32 protein-coding genes and 1 pseudogene are annotated in these 20,612 nt (G+C 48.1%); 30 read left to right on the forward strand and 3 right to left on the reverse strand.

Annotation, left to right across the window (positions count from 1 at the left end):
• From ACVBEF_RS08495 to ACVBEF_RS08640, 30 genes and pseudogenes are all read left to right on the forward strand, one after another.
• Nucleotides 1–198 (forward strand): annotated as a pseudogene (locus ACVBEF_RS08495) (50S ribosomal protein L2); the annotation flags it as partial.
• Nucleotides 199–208: 10 nt separating this feature from the next.
• Nucleotides 209–484, forward strand: a complete 276-nt coding sequence (gene rpsS, locus ACVBEF_RS08500) for a 30S ribosomal protein S19 (protein WP_108441488.1) — start codon at nt 209–211, stop codon at nt 482–484.
• Between the two features lie 8 nt (nt 485–492).
• Entirely contained in the window at nt 493–822 is a 330-nt protein-coding gene (gene rplV, locus ACVBEF_RS08505; protein ID WP_447123510.1) for a 50S ribosomal protein L22, read from the forward strand.
• 9 nt (nt 823–831) lie between these two features.
• Nucleotides 832–1,674, forward strand: coding sequence for a 30S ribosomal protein S3 (rpsC, locus tag ACVBEF_RS08510; protein ID WP_447123511.1), 843 nt, complete (start codon nt 832–834; stop codon nt 1,672–1,674).
• Nucleotides 1,675–1,676: 2 nt separating this feature from the next.
• Nucleotides 1,677–2,096, forward strand: a complete 420-nt coding sequence (rplP, locus tag ACVBEF_RS08515; RefSeq protein ID WP_447123512.1) for a 50S ribosomal protein L16 — start codon at nt 1,677–1,679, stop codon at nt 2,094–2,096.
• Between the two features lie 12 nt (nt 2,097–2,108).
• Nucleotides 2,109–2,303, forward strand: coding sequence for a 50S ribosomal protein L29 (gene rpmC, locus ACVBEF_RS08520; RefSeq protein ID WP_447123513.1), 195 nt, complete (start codon nt 2,109–2,111; stop codon nt 2,301–2,303).
• Entirely contained in the window at nt 2,300–2,572 is a 273-nt protein-coding gene (rpsQ, locus tag ACVBEF_RS08525) for a 30S ribosomal protein S17 (RefSeq protein ID WP_447123514.1), read from the forward strand. Before rpmC ends, rpsQ begins: the two co-directional genes overlap by 4 nt.
• A gap of 203 nt (nt 2,573–2,775) precedes the next feature.
• Nucleotides 2,776–3,144, forward strand: a complete 369-nt coding sequence (gene rplN, locus ACVBEF_RS08530; RefSeq protein WP_108441483.1) for a 50S ribosomal protein L14 — start codon at nt 2,776–2,778, stop codon at nt 3,142–3,144.
• Between the two features lie 9 nt (nt 3,145–3,153).
• Nucleotides 3,154–3,468: a 50S ribosomal protein L24 gene (gene rplX / locus ACVBEF_RS08535; RefSeq protein WP_447123515.1), complete on the forward strand. Its 315-nt coding sequence runs from the start codon at nt 3,154–3,156 to the stop codon at nt 3,466–3,468.
• A 6-nt stretch (nt 3,469–3,474) separates the two neighbouring features.
• Nucleotides 3,475–4,014, forward strand: a complete 540-nt coding sequence (gene rplE / locus ACVBEF_RS08540; RefSeq protein ID WP_447123516.1) for a 50S ribosomal protein L5 — start codon at nt 3,475–3,477, stop codon at nt 4,012–4,014.
• A gap of 7 nt (nt 4,015–4,021) precedes the next feature.
• Nucleotides 4,022–4,327, forward strand: coding sequence for a 30S ribosomal protein S14 (gene rpsN / locus ACVBEF_RS08545; protein WP_447123517.1), 306 nt, complete (start codon nt 4,022–4,024; stop codon nt 4,325–4,327).
• Between the two features lie 14 nt (nt 4,328–4,341).
• A complete protein-coding gene (gene rpsH, locus ACVBEF_RS08550) occupies nt 4,342–4,737 on the forward strand; it encodes a 30S ribosomal protein S8 (RefSeq protein WP_447123518.1) in 396 nt (131 codons plus the stop codon).
• A 10-nt stretch (nt 4,738–4,747) separates the two neighbouring features.
• A complete protein-coding gene (gene rplF / locus ACVBEF_RS08555) occupies nt 4,748–5,281 on the forward strand; it encodes a 50S ribosomal protein L6 (protein ID WP_447123519.1) in 534 nt (177 codons plus the stop codon).
• A 12-nt stretch (nt 5,282–5,293) separates the two neighbouring features.
• Nucleotides 5,294–5,656, forward strand: a complete 363-nt coding sequence (gene rplR / locus ACVBEF_RS08560) for a 50S ribosomal protein L18 (RefSeq protein ID WP_108441477.1) — start codon at nt 5,294–5,296, stop codon at nt 5,654–5,656.
• Nucleotides 5,657–5,668: 12 nt separating this feature from the next.
• Nucleotides 5,669–6,187 carry a 30S ribosomal protein S5 gene (rpsE, locus tag ACVBEF_RS08565; RefSeq protein WP_447123520.1) on the forward strand — a complete coding sequence of 173 codons (519 nt, stop codon included), beginning with the start codon at nt 5,669–5,671 and terminating at the stop codon, nt 6,185–6,187.
• 7 nt (nt 6,188–6,194) lie between these two features.
• Nucleotides 6,195–6,377 (forward strand): 50S ribosomal protein L30, encoded by a 183-nt coding sequence (rpmD, locus tag ACVBEF_RS08570; protein ID WP_447123521.1) that lies wholly within the window; start codon nt 6,195–6,197, stop codon nt 6,375–6,377.
• Nucleotides 6,378–6,403: 26 nt separating this feature from the next.
• Nucleotides 6,404–6,835: a 50S ribosomal protein L15 gene (gene rplO / locus ACVBEF_RS08575; RefSeq protein WP_447123522.1), complete on the forward strand. Its 432-nt coding sequence runs from the start codon at nt 6,404–6,406 to the stop codon at nt 6,833–6,835.
• A gap of 26 nt (nt 6,836–6,861) precedes the next feature.
• Nucleotides 6,862–8,190: a preprotein translocase subunit SecY gene (gene secY, locus ACVBEF_RS08580; RefSeq protein WP_447123523.1), complete on the forward strand. Its 1,329-nt coding sequence runs from the start codon at nt 6,862–6,864 to the stop codon at nt 8,188–8,190.
• A gap of 35 nt (nt 8,191–8,225) precedes the next feature.
• Nucleotides 8,226–8,444 carry a translation initiation factor IF-1 gene (gene infA, locus ACVBEF_RS08585; RefSeq protein ID WP_005663428.1) on the forward strand — a complete coding sequence of 73 codons (219 nt, stop codon included), beginning with the start codon at nt 8,226–8,228 and terminating at the stop codon, nt 8,442–8,444.
• A 40-nt stretch (nt 8,445–8,484) separates the two neighbouring features.
• Nucleotides 8,485–8,598: a 50S ribosomal protein L36 gene (rpmJ, locus tag ACVBEF_RS08590; RefSeq protein ID WP_108441472.1), complete on the forward strand. Its 114-nt coding sequence runs from the start codon at nt 8,485–8,487 to the stop codon at nt 8,596–8,598.
• Nucleotides 8,599–8,625: 27 nt separating this feature from the next.
• Nucleotides 8,626–8,991, forward strand: a complete 366-nt coding sequence (gene rpsM / locus ACVBEF_RS08595) for a 30S ribosomal protein S13 (RefSeq protein WP_108441471.1) — start codon at nt 8,626–8,628, stop codon at nt 8,989–8,991.
• A 42-nt stretch (nt 8,992–9,033) separates the two neighbouring features.
• Entirely contained in the window at nt 9,034–9,438 is a 405-nt protein-coding gene (gene rpsK, locus ACVBEF_RS08600) for a 30S ribosomal protein S11 (RefSeq protein WP_014004417.1), read from the forward strand.
• Between the two features lie 169 nt (nt 9,439–9,607).
• Nucleotides 9,608–10,231: a 30S ribosomal protein S4 gene (gene rpsD, locus ACVBEF_RS08605; RefSeq protein WP_447123524.1), complete on the forward strand. Its 624-nt coding sequence runs from the start codon at nt 9,608–9,610 to the stop codon at nt 10,229–10,231.
• A gap of 99 nt (nt 10,232–10,330) precedes the next feature.
• Nucleotides 10,331–11,308, forward strand: a complete 978-nt coding sequence (locus ACVBEF_RS08610; RefSeq protein WP_447123525.1) for a DNA-directed RNA polymerase subunit alpha — start codon at nt 10,331–10,333, stop codon at nt 11,306–11,308.
• A gap of 166 nt (nt 11,309–11,474) precedes the next feature.
• On the forward strand, nt 11,475–11,870 hold the full coding sequence (gene rplQ / locus ACVBEF_RS08615) for a 50S ribosomal protein L17 (protein WP_447123526.1): 396 nt from the start codon (nt 11,475–11,477) through the stop codon (nt 11,868–11,870).
• 211 nt (nt 11,871–12,081) lie between these two features.
• On the forward strand, nt 12,082–13,032 hold the full coding sequence (locus ACVBEF_RS08620) for an ATP-binding cassette domain-containing protein (RefSeq protein ID WP_447123527.1): 951 nt from the start codon (nt 12,082–12,084) through the stop codon (nt 13,030–13,032).
• A 1-nt stretch (nt 13,033) separates the two neighbouring features.
• The gene (locus tag ACVBEF_RS08625) at nt 13,034–13,810 is read left to right on the forward strand and encodes an ABC transporter permease (RefSeq protein WP_447123528.1); all 777 of its coding nucleotides are present in this window, start codon (nt 13,034–13,036) and stop codon (nt 13,808–13,810) included.
• A 188-nt stretch (nt 13,811–13,998) separates the two neighbouring features.
• Nucleotides 13,999–14,328, forward strand: coding sequence for a divalent-cation tolerance protein CutA (cutA, locus tag ACVBEF_RS08630; protein WP_447123558.1), 330 nt, complete (start codon nt 13,999–14,001; stop codon nt 14,326–14,328).
• A gap of 67 nt (nt 14,329–14,395) precedes the next feature.
• Complete coding sequence (dsbD, locus tag ACVBEF_RS08635) at nt 14,396–16,180, forward strand: protein-disulfide reductase DsbD (protein WP_447123529.1); 1,785 nt, start codon at nt 14,396–14,398, stop codon at nt 16,178–16,180.
• 269 nt (nt 16,181–16,449) lie between these two features.
• Complete coding sequence (locus ACVBEF_RS08640; RefSeq protein WP_447123530.1) at nt 16,450–17,088, forward strand: peroxiredoxin; 639 nt, start codon at nt 16,450–16,452, stop codon at nt 17,086–17,088.
• Nucleotides 17,089–17,158: 70 nt separating this feature from the next.
• Here ACVBEF_RS08640 and ACVBEF_RS08645 read toward each other — a convergent pair whose 3' ends face one another.
• From ACVBEF_RS08645 to yihA, 3 genes are all read right to left on the reverse strand, one after another.
• On the reverse strand, nt 17,159–18,301 hold the full coding sequence (locus tag ACVBEF_RS08645) for a magnesium transporter CorA family protein (protein ID WP_447123531.1): 1,143 nt from the start codon (nt 18,299–18,301) through the stop codon (nt 17,159–17,161).
• 105 nt (nt 18,302–18,406) lie between these two features.
• Nucleotides 18,407–19,432, reverse strand: coding sequence for a porphobilinogen synthase (gene hemB / locus ACVBEF_RS08650; protein WP_447123532.1), 1,026 nt, complete (start codon nt 19,430–19,432; stop codon nt 18,407–18,409).
• A gap of 364 nt (nt 19,433–19,796) precedes the next feature.
• Nucleotides 19,797–20,537 carry a ribosome biogenesis GTP-binding protein YihA/YsxC gene (yihA, locus tag ACVBEF_RS08655; RefSeq protein WP_447123533.1) on the reverse strand — a complete coding sequence of 247 codons (741 nt, stop codon included), beginning with the start codon at nt 20,535–20,537 and terminating at the stop codon, nt 19,797–19,799.
• Between the last annotated feature and the right edge of the window lie 75 nt (nt 20,538–20,612).

The raw sequence follows: 20,612 nt of genomic DNA on the forward strand, positions 1-20,612 counted from the left end.
ATGCGTTGGCGTGGTGTTCGTCCTACCGTCCGCGGTGTGGTAATGAATCCAGTCGACCATCCTCACGGTGGTGGTGAAGGTAAGACCGCAGCTGGTCGTCATCCAGTTTCGCCATGGGGTCAGCAGACAAAAGGGAAGAAGACACGCCGTAACAAGCGTACTACTTCAATGATCGTCTCGCGCCGTGGCAAGAAATAAGGGGTAACACATGACACGTTCATTGAAAAAAGGGCCGTTCTGCGACGCTCATCTGGTGAAAAAAGTTGAGGCTGCTCAGGCAATCAAAGACAAAAAGCCAATTAAAACTTGGTCGCGTCGTTCAACTATCATGCCGGATTTTATCGGTTTGACGATTGCTGTGCATAACGGTAAACAACACGTCCCGGTATATGTTTCCGAAAATATGGTCGGTCACAAACTCGGCGAATTCGCTTTGACCCGTACGTTTAAAGGTCATGCCGCCGATAAAAAGGCTAAGAGATAAGGTCCGATATGGAAACTAAAGCTACCCTCCGCGGTGTGCGTCTGTCGGCCCAAAAGGGCCGTCTGGTCGCAGACCTGATTCGCGGCAAAAAAGTTGATCAGGCTCTTCACATTTTGGCATTCAGTCCAAAGAAGGGCGCTGCTATCATCAAACGTGTTCTGGAGTCCGCAATTGCGAACGCCGAACATAACGATGGTGCAGATATCGACGAACTGAAAATCACGACGATTTATGTCGAAAAAGGTTCGGTCCTGAAGCGCTTTACAGCGCGTGCAAAAGGCCGTGGTGATCGTATCTCGAAGCAATCCTGTCACATTTACGTGACTGTCGGAAACTAAGGAGTCACGATGGGACAGAAGATTCATCCAACCGGTTTTCGACTTTCGGTCACGCGTAACTGGGGTTCGCGCTGGTATGCTGGCAATAGTAATTTTGCCACTATGCTCAATGAAGACCTGAAAGTACGCGCATATCTGAAGAAAAAACTGAAGAATGCCTCCGTTGGCCGTGTTGTCATCGAGCGTCCTGCAAAGAACGCCCGTATCACAATCTACAGCTCACGTCCAGGTGTTGTTATCGGTAAAAAAGGCGAGGACATCGAAGTTTTGAAGTCAGCGCTGACTAAATTGATGGGTGTGCCAGTTCACGTTAATATCGAAGAAATTCGTAAGCCTGAAACTGATGCACAACTGATTGCTGATTCGATTGCTCAGCAGCTCGAAAAGCGCATTATGTTCCGCCGCGCGATGAAGCGTGCAATGCAGAATGCAATGCGTCTTGGTGCGCAAGGAATCAAGATCATGTCAGCTGGTCGTCTCAATGGTATTGAGATTGCTCGTACTGAATGGTATCGCGAAGGTCGTGTACCACTGCACACTCTGCGCGCTGATATTGATTATGGTACTAGTGAAGCTGAAACCACGTACGGGATCATTGGTATCAAGGTTTGGGTTTACAAGGGTGATCGTTTGCCTAACGGTGAAACTCCAGTAGTTGATATCCCTAATGACGATGATAAAAAGCGTCGTGGCCCACGTCGTGATGATGGTAAGCCGTCTAGCCGTCCACGTCCTAAAACTACAACGGCAGCAGGACCAGGCGCGGCAGTTGCGCGCCCGGCCCGTGCCAAAAAGCCGGATGGTGCTGCTGAAGGTGCTGCTGTTGCGCCGGCTGAGAAAGCAGGAGAATAACCATGCTGCAACCAGCACGCAGAAAATTTCGTAAAGAGCAAAAAGGTCGCAACAAGGGCATTTCACATTCGCGCGGTACTTCCGTGTCGTTTGGCGAATTTGGTCTGAAGGCGATTGGCCGTGGTCGTATTACGGCACGTCAGATCGAAGCTGCACGTCGTGCAATGACACGTCATATCAAACGGGGTGGTCGGATCTGGATTCGTATTTTCCCAGATAAACCGATTTCACAAAAGCCTGCCGAAGTCCGCATGGGTAACGGTAAGGGTAATCCTGAGTACTACGTGGCTGAGATTCAGCCAGGTAAGGTGCTATACGAGATGGATGGCGTCGAAGAAGTAATCGCACGTGAAGCGTTCCGTTTGGCTGCAGCTAAATTGCCGCTATTGACCACGTTTGTCGTGCGTCAAGTTGGCCAATAATTGGAGTGAATCATGAAAGCATCTGAACTCCGCGACAAAGATCAAGCGGCATTGGCCAAAGAGCTGAAAGAATTGTTGAAGGCGCAGTTTAGTCTTCGTATGCAAATCGGTACTCAGCAACTTAACAATACGTCGCAATTGAAGAAAGTTCGTCGCGATATAGCACGGGTAAAGACCGTCATCAACTCGAAGGGCGCCCAGTCATGAATGATGAAGTAAAAACACCGCTGAAGCGCACCCTAGTTGGTAAGGTCGTATCTGATAAAATGGATAAGACTGTAACTGTCCTGATCGAGCGCCACGTCAAGCATCCACTGTATGGCAAAATCATCATACGTACTAACAAGTACCATGCACATGATGAAACCAACCAGTGCAAGGAAGGAGACGTAGTTGAGATTCAGGAAGGTCGTCCTATCTCTAAGACTAAAGCTTGGAGTGTGACGCGCGTTGTACAGGTTGGACAAGTTTTATAAGTAATTGTTGCGAGCCAAGCATTTTAGTGTAATAATGCTTGGCTTCGCTCTTGTTGGTCCTCAATAAGAACGAAAAGAATTGGCAAGAAGTTTTGGAAGTCGTCCACCCAAGCAGTACGCTTTTCTAGGCGTTTCTGACGGGACCAAGACTGACCGTAAATCCGCATAGTGCGGCCGCGAGTTAAGTTGGGAAAGAAAATATTATGATTCAAACGGAAAGCCGGCTCGAAGTAGCTGACAATACTGGTGCGCGCGAAGTTATGTGCATCAAGGTTCTGGGTGGTTCCAAGCGTCGTTACGCAAGTATTGGCGATGTAATCAAGGTAACTGTTAAAGTTGCAGCGCCGCGTGGCCGTGTTAAAAAAGGCGAGATCTACAACGCCGTGGTTGTTCGCACCGCTAAAGGTGTGCGTCGCCCGGATGGTTCGTTGGTTAAGTTTGATGGTAACGCAGCTGTATTGCTTAATGCAAAGCTGGAGCCAATTGGTACGCGTATTTTTGGACCAGTCACTCGTGAATTGCGCACAGAGCGCTTCATGAAGATTGTGTCACTCGCGCCTGAAGTGCTGTAAGGAGTCGAGATGGATAAGATTCGGAAAAGTGACGAAGTAATCGTCCTGACTGGTAAAGACAAGGGCAAGCGCGGGGTTGTAAAGCAACGCGTTGATGCTAACTTTGTTGTCGTAGATGGTATTAATATTGCTAAAAAAGCAACTAAACCAAATCCGATGACTGGTGAAACTGGTGGCATCGTTGATAAGTTGATGCCAATTCATGTGTCAAATGTTGCATTGTTTAATGCAGCAACTGGCAAGGCAGATCGCGTTGGTTTTAAAGACGTGGACGGTAAAAAAGTTCGCGTTTTCAAGTCCAACGGCGAAGTTGTTAAGGTTTAAGAGATCATGGCCCGTCTCCAAGAGTTTTATAAAGAAAAAGTTGTTGCTGATCTGGTAGCGAAGTATTCCTACAAGTCAGCAATGGAAGTTCCGCGTATTCTGAAGATTACCCTCAACATGGGTTTATCCGAAGCTATAGCTGACAAAAAAATCATTGAGCACGCAGTTGGTGATTTGACCAAGATTGCTGGCCAAAAGCCAGTCGTAACCAAGGCGCGTAAAGCAATTGCGGGTTTTAAAATTCGTGAAGGCTATCCGATTGGTTGTATGGTCACCCTGCGTGGCGCTCATATGTACGAATTTTTGGATCGCTTGGTTACTGTCGCGTTACCGCGTGTCCGTGACTTCCGAGGTGTATCTGGTCGTGCATTTGACGGTCGTGGCAATTACAATATCGGTGTGAAAGAGCAAATCATTTTTCCCGAAATTGAATACGACAAGATTGATGTGTTGCGTGGTCTGAATATCAGTATCACGACGACTGCAAAGACCGACGATGAAGCAAAATCGCTTCTCGCCGCATTTAAATTTCCGTTCAGAAACTGAGGTTGCCATGGCAAAACTGGCACTGATTAACCGTGAACAAAAGCGTGCAGACCTGGTAAAGAAATTTTCCGGTAAACGCGCTGAGTTAAAGGCAATCATTGATGACCAATCGAAGTCGGAAGAAGAGCGCTACGAAGCTCGCTTGAAATTACAAGCGTTGCCACGTAACTCGAATCCGACACGTCAACGTAACCGTTGCGCCTTGACTGGTCGTCCACGTGGCACTTTCCGCAAGTTCGGTCTGGGCCGTATTAAGCTCCGTGAAATCGCCATGCGTGGTGAGATTCCGGGTATGACTAAAGCAAGCTGGTAATAGGAGAATATGCAATGAGTATGAGCGATCCTATCGCCGATATGCTGACCCGTATCCGCAATGCGCAAGTAGTTCAAAAAACCGCCGTGGCTATGCCATCGTCGAAGGTTAAAATTGCGATTGCTAACGTCCTTAAGGACGAGGGTTACATAGAAGATTTTGTCGTTGCCGAAGAAGGTGGCAAAGCAGAATTGAAAATCGGTTTGAAGTATTATGCCGGCCGTCCAGTCATCGAGCGCATTGAGCGCGTATCCCGTCCAGGATTACGTGTATATAAAGGCAAAGATGATATTCCTAACGTGATGAACGGTTTGGGTGTGGCGATCATTTCGACACCTCAAGGTGTCATGACGGATCGCAAAGCGCGCGCAACCGGTGTCGGTGGCGAAGTTATTTGCTACGTCGCCTAAGGAGCCCAACATGTCACGTGTAGGTAAAATGCCAATTGTTCTGCCAGCTGGCGCTGAAGCGACCATCTCTGCAGAGCAGATCGTAGTAAAAGGCCCATTGGGCACATTGTTCCAGTCTCTTAGTGGCCTGGTGACTATTGAAAACAATAACGGCACGCTTAATTTTGCTGCTGCTAACGATAGCCGTGAAGCCAATGCGATGTCAGGTACATTACGTGCTCTGGTCAACAACATGGTCACCGGTGTAACCAAAGGTTTCGAGCGTAAGCTGCTTTTGGTAGGCGTTGGCTTTCGTGCACAAGCACAAGGCGATAAATTAAATTTGTCACTCGGCTTTTCGCACCCAGTTGCACACCAAATGCCTGAAGGCGTGAAGTGTGAAACACCGACGCAAACTGAGATCCTGATTAAGGGTATCGACAAGCAACGTGTTGGTCAGATTGCTGCCGAAGTTCGTGCTTACCGCAAACCTGAGCCATATAAAGGCAAGGGCGTTCGTTACTCGGACGAAGTGGTAATCCTTAAAGAAACTAAGAAGAAGTAATAGGGGTTGACGATGGATAAGAAACAATCACGTCTGCGCCGTTCACGCCAAACGCGTGCCAAGATCGCAGAGTTAAAGGTGACACGCCTGGCAGTGCATCGTACCAACTTGCACATCTATGCCAGTATTATTGGCCCTGACGCTAAGGTGTTGGCTTCCGCCTCTACACTAGAAGCTGAAGTGCGTCAAGAGTTGGCTGGTCAGTCCGGCAAAGGTGGAAACACTTCTGCTGCATCGCTGGTTGGTAAGCGTGTAGCTGAGAAGGCATTGAAAGCAGGGGTTACCGAGGTTGCGTTTGATCGCTCCGGTTTCCGTTATCATGGCCGCGTCAAGGTGTTGGCAGATGCCGCACGTGAAGCTGGTCTGAAGTTCTAAGGGAAAATCGTCATGGCAAAAATGCAATCGAAAATGCAAAGCGATAAGCCGGATGATGGCATGCGCGAAAAAATGATTGCGGTCAACCGTGTAACCAAAGTGGTTAAGGGTGGTCGTATCATGGGTTTTGCAGCATTAGCTGTTGTTGGTGACGGCGATGGCCGTATTGGCATGGGCAAGGGCAAGTCGAAAGAAGTGCCTGTTGCAGTACAGAAGGCTATGGAAGAAGCCCGTCGTAAGATGATCAAGGTGACGTTGAAAAACGGTACTTTGCAACACACTTTGACCGGCAAGCATGGTGCATCATCAGTGTTGATGGCTCCTGCTAAAGAAGGTACTGGTGTTATTGCAGGCGGTCCTATGCGTGCAATTTTTGAAGTGATGGGTGTAACCAACGTTGTTGCGAAGTCGAATGGTTCCACTAATCCTTACAACTTGGTTCGCGCTACATTGAACGGCTTGGCAAAAATGAACACTGCGTCGGAAATTGCTGCTAAGCGTGGCAAGTCCGTTGAAGACATTTTAGGCTAAGGTGATCATGATGATAAAGACTGTAAAAGTACAATTGATCAAAGGTTTGATCGGCACGCGTGAAACTCACCGTGCGACTGTTCGTGGTCTGGGGTTGCGTCGCGTTAATTCAATCTCTGAATTACAAGACACCCCGTCCGTGCGTGGAATGATCAATAAAGTGTCCTATCTTGTGAAAGTAGTTTCGTAAGCTTAGGCATACGAACGGAGCAAATTATGGAATTGAATACTATCCAGCCAGCAGACGGCGCTAAACATTACAAACGTCGTGTTGGTCGTGGTATCGGCTCGGGCATCGGTAAAACCGCTGGTCGTGGTCACAAAGGTCAAAAATCGCGTTCGGGCGGTTTTCATAAAGTCGGCTTCGAAGGCGGTCAAATGCCTTTGCAGCGTCGATTGCCTAAGCGAGGTTTCAAATCAATGGCAACTCCGTTCAAAGCAGAAGTTCGCTTGTCCGAATTGGAGCAATTGCCAGTTACTGAGATTGATATTTTGGTCCTTAAGCAAGCCGGTGTTATCGGTGAGCTAGCACGTGTAGTACGGGTTATCCTGTCCGGTGAGCTGACTAGAAAAGTAACATTGAAAGGCTTGATTGCTACTAAAGGCGCAAAAGCTGCAATTGAAGCTGCTGGCGGCTCTGTTGCTTAATTTGGCTTATTGATTCGGAGCTTCAATTGGCGACTACTCCACTTGCAAAGAGCGCTGCTAGCGGCTTCCCTTGGGGCCGTTTGTGGTTCTTGCTTGCAGCACTAATTGTTTATCGTATTGGCGCGCACATACCTGTGCCGGGTATAGACCCGACACAGTTAGCACAGTTATTTAAACAAAATCAGGGTGGCATCCTGGGTATGTTTAATATGTTCTCTGGTGGTGCGTTATCGCGTTTTACAGTGTTCGCTTTAGGGATCATGCCGTATATTTCGGCCTCGATCATTATGCAACTGATGTCGATTGTATCGCCCCAGCTTGAGGCCTTGAAAAAAGAGGGTGAGTCGGGACGTCGCAAGATCACTCAGTACACTCGCTATGGAACGTTGCTCTTAGCAACTTTCCAAGCGTTGGGTATAGCTGTAGCACTTGAGTCTCAAGCTGGTTTGGTCCTAGATCCAGGTTTAGCTTTCCGCTTCACTACAGTTGTAACATTAGTTACCGGTACGATGTTTTTGATGTGGTTAGGCGAGCAAATTACTGAGCGGGGTCTTGGAAACGGGATATCTATCATCATTTTTGCTGGTATTGCTGCAGGCTTACCGAATGCTGTTGGTGGTTTGTTTGAGCTGGTACGTACAGGTTCTATGGCAGCATTATCTGCAATTTTGATTTGTTTGATAGTTGCTGCGGTTACATTTGTAGTGGTATTTATTGAACGTGGTCAACGCAAGATTCTTGTTAATTATGCAAAGCGGCAGGTTGGTAACAAAATTTATGGCGGGCAAAGTAGTCATTTGCCATTGAAGTTAAATATGGCTGGAGTTATTCCTCCAATTTTTGCTTCATCTATTATTTTGTTTCCGGCAACTATTACCAGCTGGTTTATTTCTGGTGATACTACTAATCCTGTCGTGCGATTTTTGAAAGATCTTGCCGCTTCATTGGCTCCTGGCGAACCGATTCACGCTCTGTTGTATGCAGTAGCTATCGTATTCTTTTGCTTCTTTTATACTGCTTTGGTATTTAATAGCAAAGAAACTGCTGACAACTTGAAAAAGAGTGGGGCGTTTGTGCCGGGTATACGACCTGGTGATCAGACTGCGCGTTATATTGATAAGATTTTAATGCGTTTGACTCTTGCCGGTGCTGTATATATTACACTGGTGTGTTTATTGCCAGAGTTCTTAATTGCACGCTGGAAAGTACCATTTTATTTCGGCGGTACGTCGCTGTTGATTATCGTTGTGGTCACCATGGACTTCATGGCGCAAGTACAAAATTATGTGATGTCGCAGCAATATGAATCGCTGCTTCGTAAAGCAAATTTCAAGGGCGGAATTCCTACGCGTTGAGTTGGATTGAGCGCCCATAGGAACCAATAGACCGAATGGCAAAAGACGACGTTATCCAGATGCAAGGCGAGATTCTTGAGAATCTTCCTAATGCTACATTTAGAGTTAAGTTGGAAAATGGACATGTTGTCCTCGGTCATATTTCTGGAAAAATGCGAATGAATTATATTCGTATATTACCAGGTGATAAGGTGACGGTAGAATTGACGCCTTATGATTTAAGCCGGGCACGGATCGTTTTCCGAACCAAATAAACAAGTATTTAGAACTTAAGCTGAAAGAAAGAGGGCCACCATGAAAGTGCTCGCATCAGTTAAGCGGATATGCCGCAACTGTAAGATCATTAAGCGCAAAGGCGTTCTCCGCGTCATTTGTACGGAACCGCGCCATAAACAGCGCCAAGGTTAATTAACGTTATTGATCGAGGAATAACGAATGGCACGTATTGCAGGGGTAAATATCCCAAACCATCAACACACCGTTATTGGCTTAACAGCTATCTATGGTGTTGGCCGCCCACGTTCGCAGAAAATTTGCGATGCAACGGGTATCTCTACCAGTAAAAAGGTCAAAGATCTAGACGATAGCGAGTTAGAAAAGCTGCGCGATGAGATTGCAAAATTCATCGTTGAAGGTGATCTACGTCGTGAATTGTCGATGAACATCAAGCGTCTTATGGATCTTGGTTGTTACCGTGGTATGCGTCATCGTAAGGGTCTACCTTGCCGTGGTCAGCGTACACGTACCAACGCACGTACCCGTAAAGGGCCGCGTAAAGCCGCTCAATCGCTGAAGAAATAATTCGCTTCGCGTTGATTTGTAGTCGGATTCAAGGAAATTATTATGGCAAAGTCCCCAAATAACGCCGCAGCAGCACGTGTGCGTAAAAAAGTTAAAAAGAACGTTGCTGAAGGTATTGCACATATTCATGCATCCTTCAACAACACCATCATCACGATTACCGATCGTCAAGGTAACGCGTTGTCATGGGCGACATCTGGTGGTGCTGGCTTTAAAGGCTCCCGCAAGTCGACTCCATTTGCAGCGCAGGTTGCAGCTGAAGCAGCGGGTAAAGTCGCTGTTGAATGTGGTGTTAAGAATCTGGAAGTTCGTATCAAGGGCCCAGGTCCAGGTCGCGAATCTGCAGTACGTGCCTTGAATAATTTGGGTATCAAAATTACCCAAATTCAAGACGTGACACCAGTTCCGCACAATGGTTGCCGCCCACCAAAGCGTCGTCGTATCTAAGTCGTTATTGCGCTGTTAGTTTTCGGATTAGCAGTTTGCAAGTGACCCGCCAATGACCTTGGCGGGTTTTGTTATTAAGCCCACTGTCTGTGTGTAGGCAAAGCAGACTAGCGTCATGTGATAGGCATCTAAATATGCCTTCCAGACGTCACTCATCAAAGGAATTATTGTGGCACGTTATATTGGACCTAAAGCAAAACTCTCACGCCGTGAAGGCACGGATCTGTTCCTGAAAAGCGCACGTCGCTCTTTGGATTCTAAGTGCAAACTGGATTCAAAGCCGGGTCAACATGGTCGTACTTCTGGTGCACGTACTTCGGACTACGGTAACCAATTGCGCGAAAAGCAAAAAGTTAAACGTATGTACGGTATCTTGGAGCGTCAGTTCCGTCGCTACTTTGCTGAAGCTGATCGTCGTAAGGGTAATACTGGCGAAACTTTGCTGAAGCTGTTGGAAGCGCGTCTGGACAATGTTGTTTATCGTATGGGTTTTGGCTCAACGCGTGCTGAAGGCCGTCAATTGGTCTCGCACAAGGCGTTCACAGTGAATGGCAATGTTGTAAATATTGCTTCTTACCAAGTTAAAGCAGGTGACGTTGTTGCTGTTCGTGAAAAATCGAAAAAGCAAGTACGTATCGTTGAAGCTTTGTCGCTTGCTGAGCAAATCGGCATGCCTTCATGGGTATCAGTTGATTCGAAGAAAATGGAAGGTACTTTTAAAGCCCTGCCAGATCGTAACGAAATCGCTGCTGATGTTAACGAATCGTTAATCGTCGAACTCTACTCGCGTTAATTTGTAATTATTTTTCCCGCCCATCCTCGGATGGGCTTTTTTCGTCATGCCATCAGCCTTATCGGTGTAATGAGCCGAGGGTATTGAAAAGGACATTTCATGCAAAACAATTTGTTAAAGCCACGCATTATTGAAGTAGAAGCACTGGGTGCCGGTCACGCCAAAGTCGTCATGGAACCGTTTGAACGTGGTTATGGGCATACTTTGGGTAATGCGTTGCGTCGTGTCCTATTGTCGTCAATGATCGGATACGCACCAACTGAAGTCACTATTGCTGGCGTTGTGCATGAGTATTCGTCTCTAGACGGCGTGCAGGAAGATGTTGTTGATATTCTTTTGAATTTAAAAGGTGTGGTTTTTAAACTGCACAACCGTGATGAAGTCACACTGACTTTGAAAAAAGGCGGCGAAGGCGCAGTCCTGGCATCGGATATCGATCTGCCGCACGACGTTGAGCTTGTAAATCCGGATCACGTTATCGCACATTTGACTGGCGGTGGTGAGTTGGATATGCAGATCAAGGTAGAAAAAGGTCGCGGTTATGTACCGGGTAACGTTCGTCGTCTGTCGGAAGATTCTAACAAGACGATCGGTCGTATTATTCTGGATGCATCTTTCTCACCAGTCCGTCGTGTTTCGTATTCGGTCGAATCTGCTCGCGTTGAACAACGTACGGATTTGGATAAGCTGATCATTAACATTGAAACCAATGGCGTGATTACACCAGAAGAAGCAATTCGCCAATCTGCGCGTGTACTGGTTGATCAGTTGAATGTATTCGCTGCACTCGAAGGTACTGAAGCCGCTGCTGAAGCGCCATCACGCGCTCCGCAAGTCGATCCTATCCTGTTGCGTCCTGTCGATGATCTGGAACTGACAGTGCGTTCAGCTAATTGCCTGAAAGCAGAAAATATTTACTACATTGGCGACTTGATCCAACGTAGCGAAAACGAGCTGTTGAAGACACCAAATCTGGGCCGTAAATCTTTGAATGAAATTAAAGAAGTTCTGGCTTCGCGTGGCTTGACGCTGGGTATGAAGTTGGAAAACTGGCCACCTGCCGGTTTAGAAAAGTAATATTTGCCGTAAGTAACGGGGGCGATGTAAAATCTTGCCCTTGTTGCCATTCTTTGGTTATTTTGACCATACTGTTGTTAATTAATCTTAACCGGCCCGCGACTAGGCATGATTGCCTTAATCGATCGAAGAGCTGGACCTAAACTCAAAACTGAAAGGAATTACCATGCGTCATCGTCACGGCCTACGTAAATTAAATCGTACCTCTTCCCACCGTCTAGCCATGCTGCGCAATATGACTGTTTCATTGCTGCGTCACGAAGCAATTAAAACAACATTGCCAAAAGCTAAAGAACTGCGTCGCGTAATCGAGCCGATTCTGACATTGGGCAAGACTCCTACACTGGCAAACAAGCGTTTGGCATTCGCCCGTCTGCGTGACCGCGAAATGGTCTTGAAATTGTTTGCTGAATTCGGCCCACGTTATGCAAATCGTAATGGTGGTTACTTGCGTATCTTGAAAATGGGTTTCCGTGTTGGTGATAACGCGCCTATGGCTTACATCGAATTGATGGATCGTCCTGAAGTCAGCGACGAAGCTGAAGTACCTACAGCAGACTAATACTTACTATAAGTAATAGAAAACGCATACCATGCGTTGCATTAAAATGAGAGCCAGGCATAGCCTGGCTCTTTTGCATTTAATTCTTGTTTTGGGATGTTTTCACAATCTTCTCGATGATTAATTGTGAACATCTGCTGGTATGTGATTGATAAGTCAAGCAAAGCAATGTGGCCCGACAAATATGCACAATAATCTGAGTGTTCAAGTTATGCCTTTGATACCGGACTCATCTATCCTAAGTGTTACCAATCTGCGTAAATCCTACGGCAGTAAAGCGACTAAAACTGTCGTAATTGATGGTTTGTCGTTCCAATTACGTGCGGGGGAATGTTATGGATTGCTAGGCCCCAACGGTGCCGGTAAGACAACCACTTTGCGATTGTGCTTAGGCTTAACTACGGCCGATAGTGGCGAAATTTGTTTGGCCGGTCACCCTATACCCGCCGAATCTCGCTTAGCGCGTCGACGGATTGGGGTTGTACCGCAAGGGGATAATCTTGATCCCGATTTCACGGTTGCGGAGAATCTTTTGGTATTTGGCCGTTATTTCGGGATAGCTGACGCGGTGATCAATGCCAGAATTCCTAAATTGTTGGAGTTTGCCAACCTGGGTCTTAAGGAGCATGCGCGAATCAATGAGTTATCGGGCGGTATGCGCCGACGTTTGACATTGGCGCGGGCGTTGGTCAATGATCCTGATCTTATTTTTATGGATGAGCCTACGACAGGCCTGGATCCACAGGCACGGCATATGATTTGGGAGCGCCTTAAGGCATTGTTGAGTCAAGGTAAGACCATTTTACTTACAACACATTTTATGGATGAAGCCGAACGCCTATGTGACCGTCTGGCTGTCGTTGATCATGGAAAAATGATCGCTGAAGGGTCCCCACGTGCGTTGATCGCCGAACACATTGAGGCCGAGGTAGTGGAGATCTATGGCGAAAGCGCCAAAGCTTGGCTCAATGGCAACGGTGGTGCGGATTCAGCGCGCTCAGGGCGAATCGAAATCAGCGGTGAAACTATTTTTTGTTATACCAATGACGCGCAGGCGCTGGTACGTGAACTGCAAGGTGTTCAAGGGCTGCGTTACATTCATCGCCCTGCCAATCTTGAGGATTTGTTTTTAAAACTCACTGGCCGTGAAATGCGAGATTGATATGAATATCTACGCACTCCCTGAATTTTCGAAACGCTTTCAGCCGATCTGGCGGCGTAATTTTTTGGTCTGGAAAAAGCTGGCCATTGCTAGTGTTTTAGGCAATATTGCCGATCCATTGATTACGCTGCTGGCGTTCGGTTACGGTCTTGGCAGTTTGTTAAAGCAAGTCGATGGTATTCCCTACATACATTTCTTGGCATCGGGTTCTATCTGCATGTCGATCATGTGGGCTGCTTCTTTTGAGGCGCTCTATTCGGCATTTTCACGGATGCACGTGCAGAAAACCTGGGATGCATTGTTGAACGCTCCGTTGGTGCTTGACGACGTAGTGTTAGCGGAAATGTTATGGGCAGCCACTAAGTCTATTTTCTCTGGCGTTGCCATACTCGTTGTGATGTTTTGCCTGGGGATAGGCTTGCATCCGCATACGTTGTTAGTGTTGCCATTATTGTTCCTCATCGGCATGACTTTTGGTTCCCTTGGTTTGGTTTTCAATGCGCTGGCGAAGGGCTATGATTTCTTTACTTACTATTTCACGTTAGTGCTAACGCCGATGATTTTTTTGTCTGGCGTCTATTATCCATCTGCTCAATTGCCGCCGTGGTTGCAAACAATTGCACATGTATTGCCATTGAATGCAGCAGTAAATTTGGTGCGTCCATTGTTGCTAGGAAAGTGGCCTTTGACGCCGATAACCGATTTGGCGATCTTGGTTGCTTATTGCTGTATCGGCTTTTATGTGGCGGTAGTCTTGACCCGCCGACGTTTGTTGTAAGAATCGAATTTTGGAGGCGACTATGGTGAATGCAATATTGGTAATGACGAATATGCCGGAATTTCCTGCCTCAAAGGTGCCGGGAGTCTGTCGGACTTAGGAGAGTCGGCTGCAAAATAACCTGAGCGGTCCATATTTCACCGGTTTCTTGACCAATAGCTAGCTATTGGCACTGCGAATCCGGCAAAATCTATCCTCGCTCAGGACATTTTTCGCTTCGACTCCCTAAGTCCGACAGACTCTTAACCGATCAACTTGTGGAACGCAAACTAGCGGCCTGTGTCAATGTCCTGTCCGCGATACACTCAGTGTTTATTTGGCGCGGGACATTAACCGAGACGACGGAGGTGACCTTGTTGATCAAGACCACAACGGTGCGTTATAGCGGGCTTGAAGCATGTATTCAAGCTGCGCATCCATACGATCTTCCTGAAATTATTGCCCTTCCGATTGCGCAAGGCTTACCCGCCTATCTCACATGGATAGGCGCTGAAACAAAAAAGGATTTACATGTTTAAATGTTTTAAACCGGGCGAGATGCCGCGAGTCATACTTTTCATAGCGCTAAGCCTGATGGTTTTACTGATGTCTTCAGCGCGTGCGGAAGAGGATTATCTCGCACCGGAAGCCGCATTTAAATTCTCAGCGCGCATGGCTAACCCAAAAACGGCCGAGGTGACTTATGCGATTGCAGATGGCTACTACATGTATCGCGAGCGGTTCCATTTCAGCGCAGAGGGCGCGACATTGGGGGAGCCGATCATACCGACCGGTATCATTAAATACGATAAAACTTTCGAGAAAAATGTTGAAACGTATCATCGTAGCGTGACCATCAGAGTCCCTGTTACAGCTGATGCCGCATTTACGCTCATTGTTGCCGGACAGGGTTGCGCCGATCGCGGTTTGTGCTATCCGCCGATGGAGCATCGCGTGAGCCTCTCGCCTGACGGTACGACCAGCGGTGGCGGATTGCTCGGTGCAATCGCTGCGGCCAAAGTGGCTAGCAGTGCTATCGATACGCCCAAGTCAGATGGTCCGGTATCCTCCAATTTTTCAGTTCCCACCCCAGCAGTTTTACCGCCCGACGTTGCTACCTATGCTGATGTTGGCCGCATCGAATCGTCATTAAAAGGCGGCAGGCTCCTCGTCATCATGCCGTTATTTTTATTGCTAGGACTCGGTTTGTCGTTCACCCCCTGCGTGTTGCCGATGGTGCCGATTTTGTCCTCAATTATTGTCGGCGAAGGTACTCAGGTTAAGCGCCGACGTGCATTTTTATTGTCTGTCACGTATGCATTCGGGATGGCGCTTGTCTACACAGCGCTTGGCGTTGCAGCAGGTCTGGCAGGCGAAGGATTGGCCGCGACGTTACAGAATCCGTGGGTATTGTCAGCATTTGCATTGCTCATGGTGTTGATGGCGCTGTCCATGTTTAATGTCTATCAATTGCAGTTGCCGGGCGCGATGCAAACCAAATTGGCGCAAGTGTCGGACAAGCAGTCATCGGGCAAACTCGCCGGTGTATTTATGATGGGTGCGATTTCGGCGTTGATCGTTGGACCTTGCGTAGCGGCCCCTTTAGCGGGGGCATTGGTGTACATCAGCCAGACGCGTAACGTGCTCATCGGTGGCAGTGCGTTGTTCGCAATGGCCGTCGGCATGAGTGTGCCGTTATTGTTGGTGGGCATCTCCGCCGGTGCTTTGTTGCCGCGTGCTGGCGCATGGATGGAGTCAGTCAAGCGCTTCTTCGGCGTGCTGATGCTGGGCGTCGCCGTATGGATGGTGTCGCCGGTGATTCCGGTGGTCGTACAAATGCTTTGCTGGGCTGCGCTTGGGATTGGTTACGGTGCGTATTTGTTGTGGGATAAGTCGGCGCGCTGGGTCGCCAAAGCCTTCGGTATTGTGTTCGCCGTGTTGGGGGTATTGCAGCTCGTCAGTGTGACCACGGGTGGACGCGACGTGTTGACGCCGCTGGTGCATATCTCCGGTCAGCAAGTTGCGCACACTGAATTCATCAGGGTTAAATCGGTTGCTGAATTGGACGCGGCGCTGGCACAAACGCAGGGTAAAACGGCGTTGCTGGATTTTTATGCGGACTGGTGCGTGTCTTGTAAGGAAATGGAGAAATTCACGTTTGTTGATCCACGCGTAAAAGCGCGTTTTGCCGATATCGTCTTGCTGCAAATTGATGTCACGGCGAACAATGCCGATGACAAGGCAATGCTCAAGCGATTCAATTTATTTGGTCCACCGGGGATTATTCTGTTTAATCGCGAGGGTAAGGAGTTTGCTGGTGGCCGCGTGATTGGTTTCGAGAACGCGGATAAATTTGTGAAATCGTTGTCGGTGTTGGACAAGCTCAATTAAGGTTGACCGAAGGTTGTTTGTGCCGCGTTTGTAAAGGCTATTCTCTTCATGAACTAAGGTTATTTGTATAGTCGTTATCAATCGTTAGATAAAATTGGCAAGAAGACTATAGTTTTAAATTTATTCGGAGTGCGGCTACAGAGCGCTATTTGTATCATTTTAGGACTTACGCAAAACTGTCCCAGCAAGGCAGACCTTGTAGTACGGCTAGGCGGGCGTAACGCCGCTAGGGCAGTTTTGCGTAAGTCCTGCATTTAAAGGAGAATGAAATGACCTTACGTCTTGGTGATATTGCACCTGACTTTGAGCAAGATTCCTCGCTCGGCAAGATACAATTTTACGATTGGGCTGGTTCATCCTGGGTCGTGCTTTTTTCTCATCCGGCTGACTTCACACCCGTATGTACGACCGAATTGGGTCTGACATCAAAGTTAAAATCGCAGTTTGAACAGCGTGGCGTCAAAGTCATTGCACTCTCTGTCGATCCGGCCGACAAACATCGGGAGTGGATCAAGGATATCAATGAGACGCAAAACACCGTCGTCGGTTTTCCGATCATTGCGGACGCGGATCGCAAGGTGTCGCTGTTATATGATTTGATCCATCCAAACGCCAGTGAAACGGCAACGGTACGTTCCTTGTTTGTAATTGATCCGGCCAAGAAAGTGCGCCTGATGATTACGTATCCGGCCAGCACGGGGCGTAATTTTGATGAAATTTTGCGCGTGATCGATTCATTGCAATTAACCGATAGTCACTCGGTTGCCACGCCGGGTAACTGGAAAGATGGCGATGACGTGGTAATTGTCCCCTCTTTACAAGATGAAGACGTAATTAGGCAGAAGTTTCCCAAAGGGTATAAGGCGATACGGCCTTATTTGCGTCTGACGCCCCAGCCTGATAAATAATGTTGTTGATTTAAAAACCGCCTCAAACACAGTTGTTTGAGACGGTTTTTTTATAGCATCTTAACTATCTTTAGTGCCGTTCCGGCGGACTTTCCAGATAGCGACGACGATGAAAGAACGCCAGCATCCCGACCACAATCAAGACCATGCTGATCATTGTCAGCCAAAATCCCATCTTGTTTTGCAGCAGTGGTATCACAGCGAAATTCATCCCGAAAATACCGGTAATCAGTGTTAGCGGCATGAATAATGCCGTGATAACGGTCAGTGTGCGCATCACTTCATTGGTGCGATGTGAGACGGCTGAGAAATGGATTTGCACGGCTGATTCGATGGAGGACTCCAGCCGGTTGGCATGATTGAGCACACGGGTAATGTGTTCCATGACGTCGTTGATCCGCACTAGCAGCAAATCACGCGCACGACTCATGGTGGCACCATCGTCATTACTATGCATATCGACGAAATAATCGCGTAATTCCTGGATGGCATCGTGCTGCTCTTCACATAAACTTTCGAGCTTACGCAATTCAATGCGGGCATCAAGCAAGGACATCCAATCCTTAAACGGCCGTGCCGGATCAAGCAGCGCCCGCTGCCAGCGATCAAGCTGCGAGGTTAATGGCTGGCGTAGTTCCAGATACTTGTCGACCATTGCATTGAGTAGCCGCAGCATCAAGTCTTCAGGTGACGCCGGTAGCCGACCGTTGTGTAGCGGCTTACTGGTTTTGTTGGCATAGTCGAGCAGGCGGGTTCGGGCCGCATTGATGGTGCGACTGTGATGCTCATGTACCGTTACTAATGCATTGTCCAAAAGGAAAAATGTGATTGGCTGGGTACTTAGATTGCTCAATGCGGCGGGTATTTTACGTTTACTATTTTTCGCCACAGAACTGGTCGCAGATGTCATTTCAGGCGCTATTGACGTATCGCCGTTGTTATTGTCATGAATGGATAGTTTGCGAAACACAACCATGCCGTAGTCTTGTGTCGAATCAAAATACGACGGATGAGTCGGGTTGACGGCGTCTAATAAATGCGGATCGTAGATATGGGTGCCAGTAGCACGGGCGATCATGTCGCGCCAACCTTCGGGATTAGCGGCAACTTCTTCATGGGTCATATCGATCCATAAGAATCCCTGAGACGGTACTTCGCCGGGCAATTCGTTAGTCTGGGTAACCTGATTGTCGCCAATTAAAAAAATATCCATAAGTGGGATGGTCTGAAGTATCTGAAGGAGAGGGAGACTTAAATGGGCAATACGGGGATGTTGGCCAGGCCAGTTTGACTACATCCACCGCATTTTTCAGGCCAATTAATTTTTGTGCAAATGACGTGCAATATCGAGCGCGAAGTAAGTGAGTACGCCATCGGCACCAGCACGTTTGAAAGCCATCATGGCTTCCATCATCGCTTTGTCATGATCGAGCCAGCCATTTTGCGCTGCGGCTTTAATCATCGCGTATTCACCACTGACCTGATAGGCGAAGGTCGGCACTTTGAAGGTTTCTTTAACGCGTCGCACGATATCCAGATATGGCATACCCGGTTTGACCATCACCATATCGGCACCTTCAGCCAAGTCCAGCGCGACTTCGCGCAGTGCTTCGTCGCTGTTGGCCGGGTCCATTTGATACGTATTCTTACTGCTCTTACCAAGATTCGCAGCCGAGCCGACTGCATCACGGAACGGGCCATAAAATGCAGAGGCGTATTTGGCTGAGTACGCCATGATACGGGTATGGATGTGTCGATGCGCCTCAAGCGCGGTCCGAATGGCACCAATGCGGCCATCCATCATGTCTGACGGTGCCACAATATCGACGCCGGCATCGGCCTGAGTGAGCGCCTGCTTCACTAGCAGTGCGCAGGTCTCATCGTTGAGTACGTAGCCATCGGCATTGATGACGCCATCCTGGCCGTGACTGGTGTACGGATCGAGCGCCACATCAGTCAAAATTCCCAGCTCCGGGAAACGCAATTTCAATGCCCGCACAGCGCGCGGAATTAATCCTTCTGGATTGGTTGCTTCAATACCGTCCGGGGTTTTCAGTGCAGGATTAATGACGGGAAACAACGCAATGACGGGAATGCCCAATTCCACGCACTCTTCCGCAACATTTAACAGAAGATCGATGGAGAGGCGTTCAACGCCGGGCATAGAGGCCACCTTCTCACGATGATTGCTGCCCTCGACGACAAATACTGGATAAATCAGATCGGCCACAGTGATTGTATTTTCACGCATCATCGCGCGCGAAAAGGCATCTTTGCGCATACGGCGCATCCGCAATGCTGGAAAAGGGGCAACCAATTGGGTCGATTTAGGCGTGTTTTGCATATCTGCTCCGAGTGTTTTCAAGTGTGTTGTTCATCCTGAAGTGTTGGGATTCCTGAGAGGTACGAAACTTACGTACATCCCAGTGGCGTTATATCTTCTAGTCGACCATGTGTACCGTATTCGTTTGTAGGTTTTTACAAGCGTGACGAGGGCAGGTTTGAATGAGCCGTATATTTATTGCGAAGGAAGTTGGCCTGGACAGAAAATGTTGGAAAAAATCCAAAACTCTTGAACTTTTCAAGGTTAGTCGCCTCATAGCAAGAGGTGCATTATTCACCTCCCGCTTCCCTCCCTGAGCGGGGCCGTATCGCTTTCAGTGATAAGGCATTTGCCCTGAAGATAATCCCCTTTCTTCAGGGCTTTTTTATTTCTGATCGCTCTTGTTGTTTGGATCATCCGTTACATCAACGCCAGACTCCTCACTTACAGCATCCTTATTGCCGCCCACTAGTCCGGATAGCTCAAGAATACGCTGATTGGCTTCCTCGACGCCGGTACGCTTCAACGCCGAAAACAACTGCGCGGTGAATGGTAGCGGTTGGTTATTTTCGTCTACGTAACTGCCTAGAAAAGTATGGGCTTCACGCAATGCATTAGTCGCTTCGTTGCGATTCAATTTGTCAACTTTGCTCAATATGCAATGAATAGGTTTTCCGGTAGGGGCAAACCACTCAATCATTTGCACGTCGAGGTCTGTAAACGGCCGACGCGAATCGACAATCAGTACCAATGCTGCTAATTGCGCACGACGGCGGACATAGTCGCCCAGCAGTTCTTGCCAGTGCAACTTGGCCGATCCTGATACCTGCGCGTAGCCATAGCCGGGCAAATCGACCAGCATGGCGCGAATTTCATCGACTTTGGTGACATCTTTGCGATGTTGGCCGACTTGTGCGCCACCGATCGAAAAGTAATTGATGTGTTGCGTACGTCCCGGTGTTTTGGAGGCAAAAGCGAGCTTCTTTTGATTGCACAACAAATTGATAGCGGTAGATTTGCCTGCGTTTGAGCGACCGGCAAAGGCGATCTCAGGACATTGGAGGGTGGGCAAATCACGGAGGTGATTAACCGTAGTAAAAAAACGGGCTTGCCAGAGTAGGGACATGGAGTGAGCAGAAAATGCGGTAGATGCGGCGAAAATGCCGGAAAGCTATTGTACAATAAGGGGTTGTGCATTGTG

It is taken from the genome of Glaciimonas sp. GG7 (assembly GCF_052976905.1).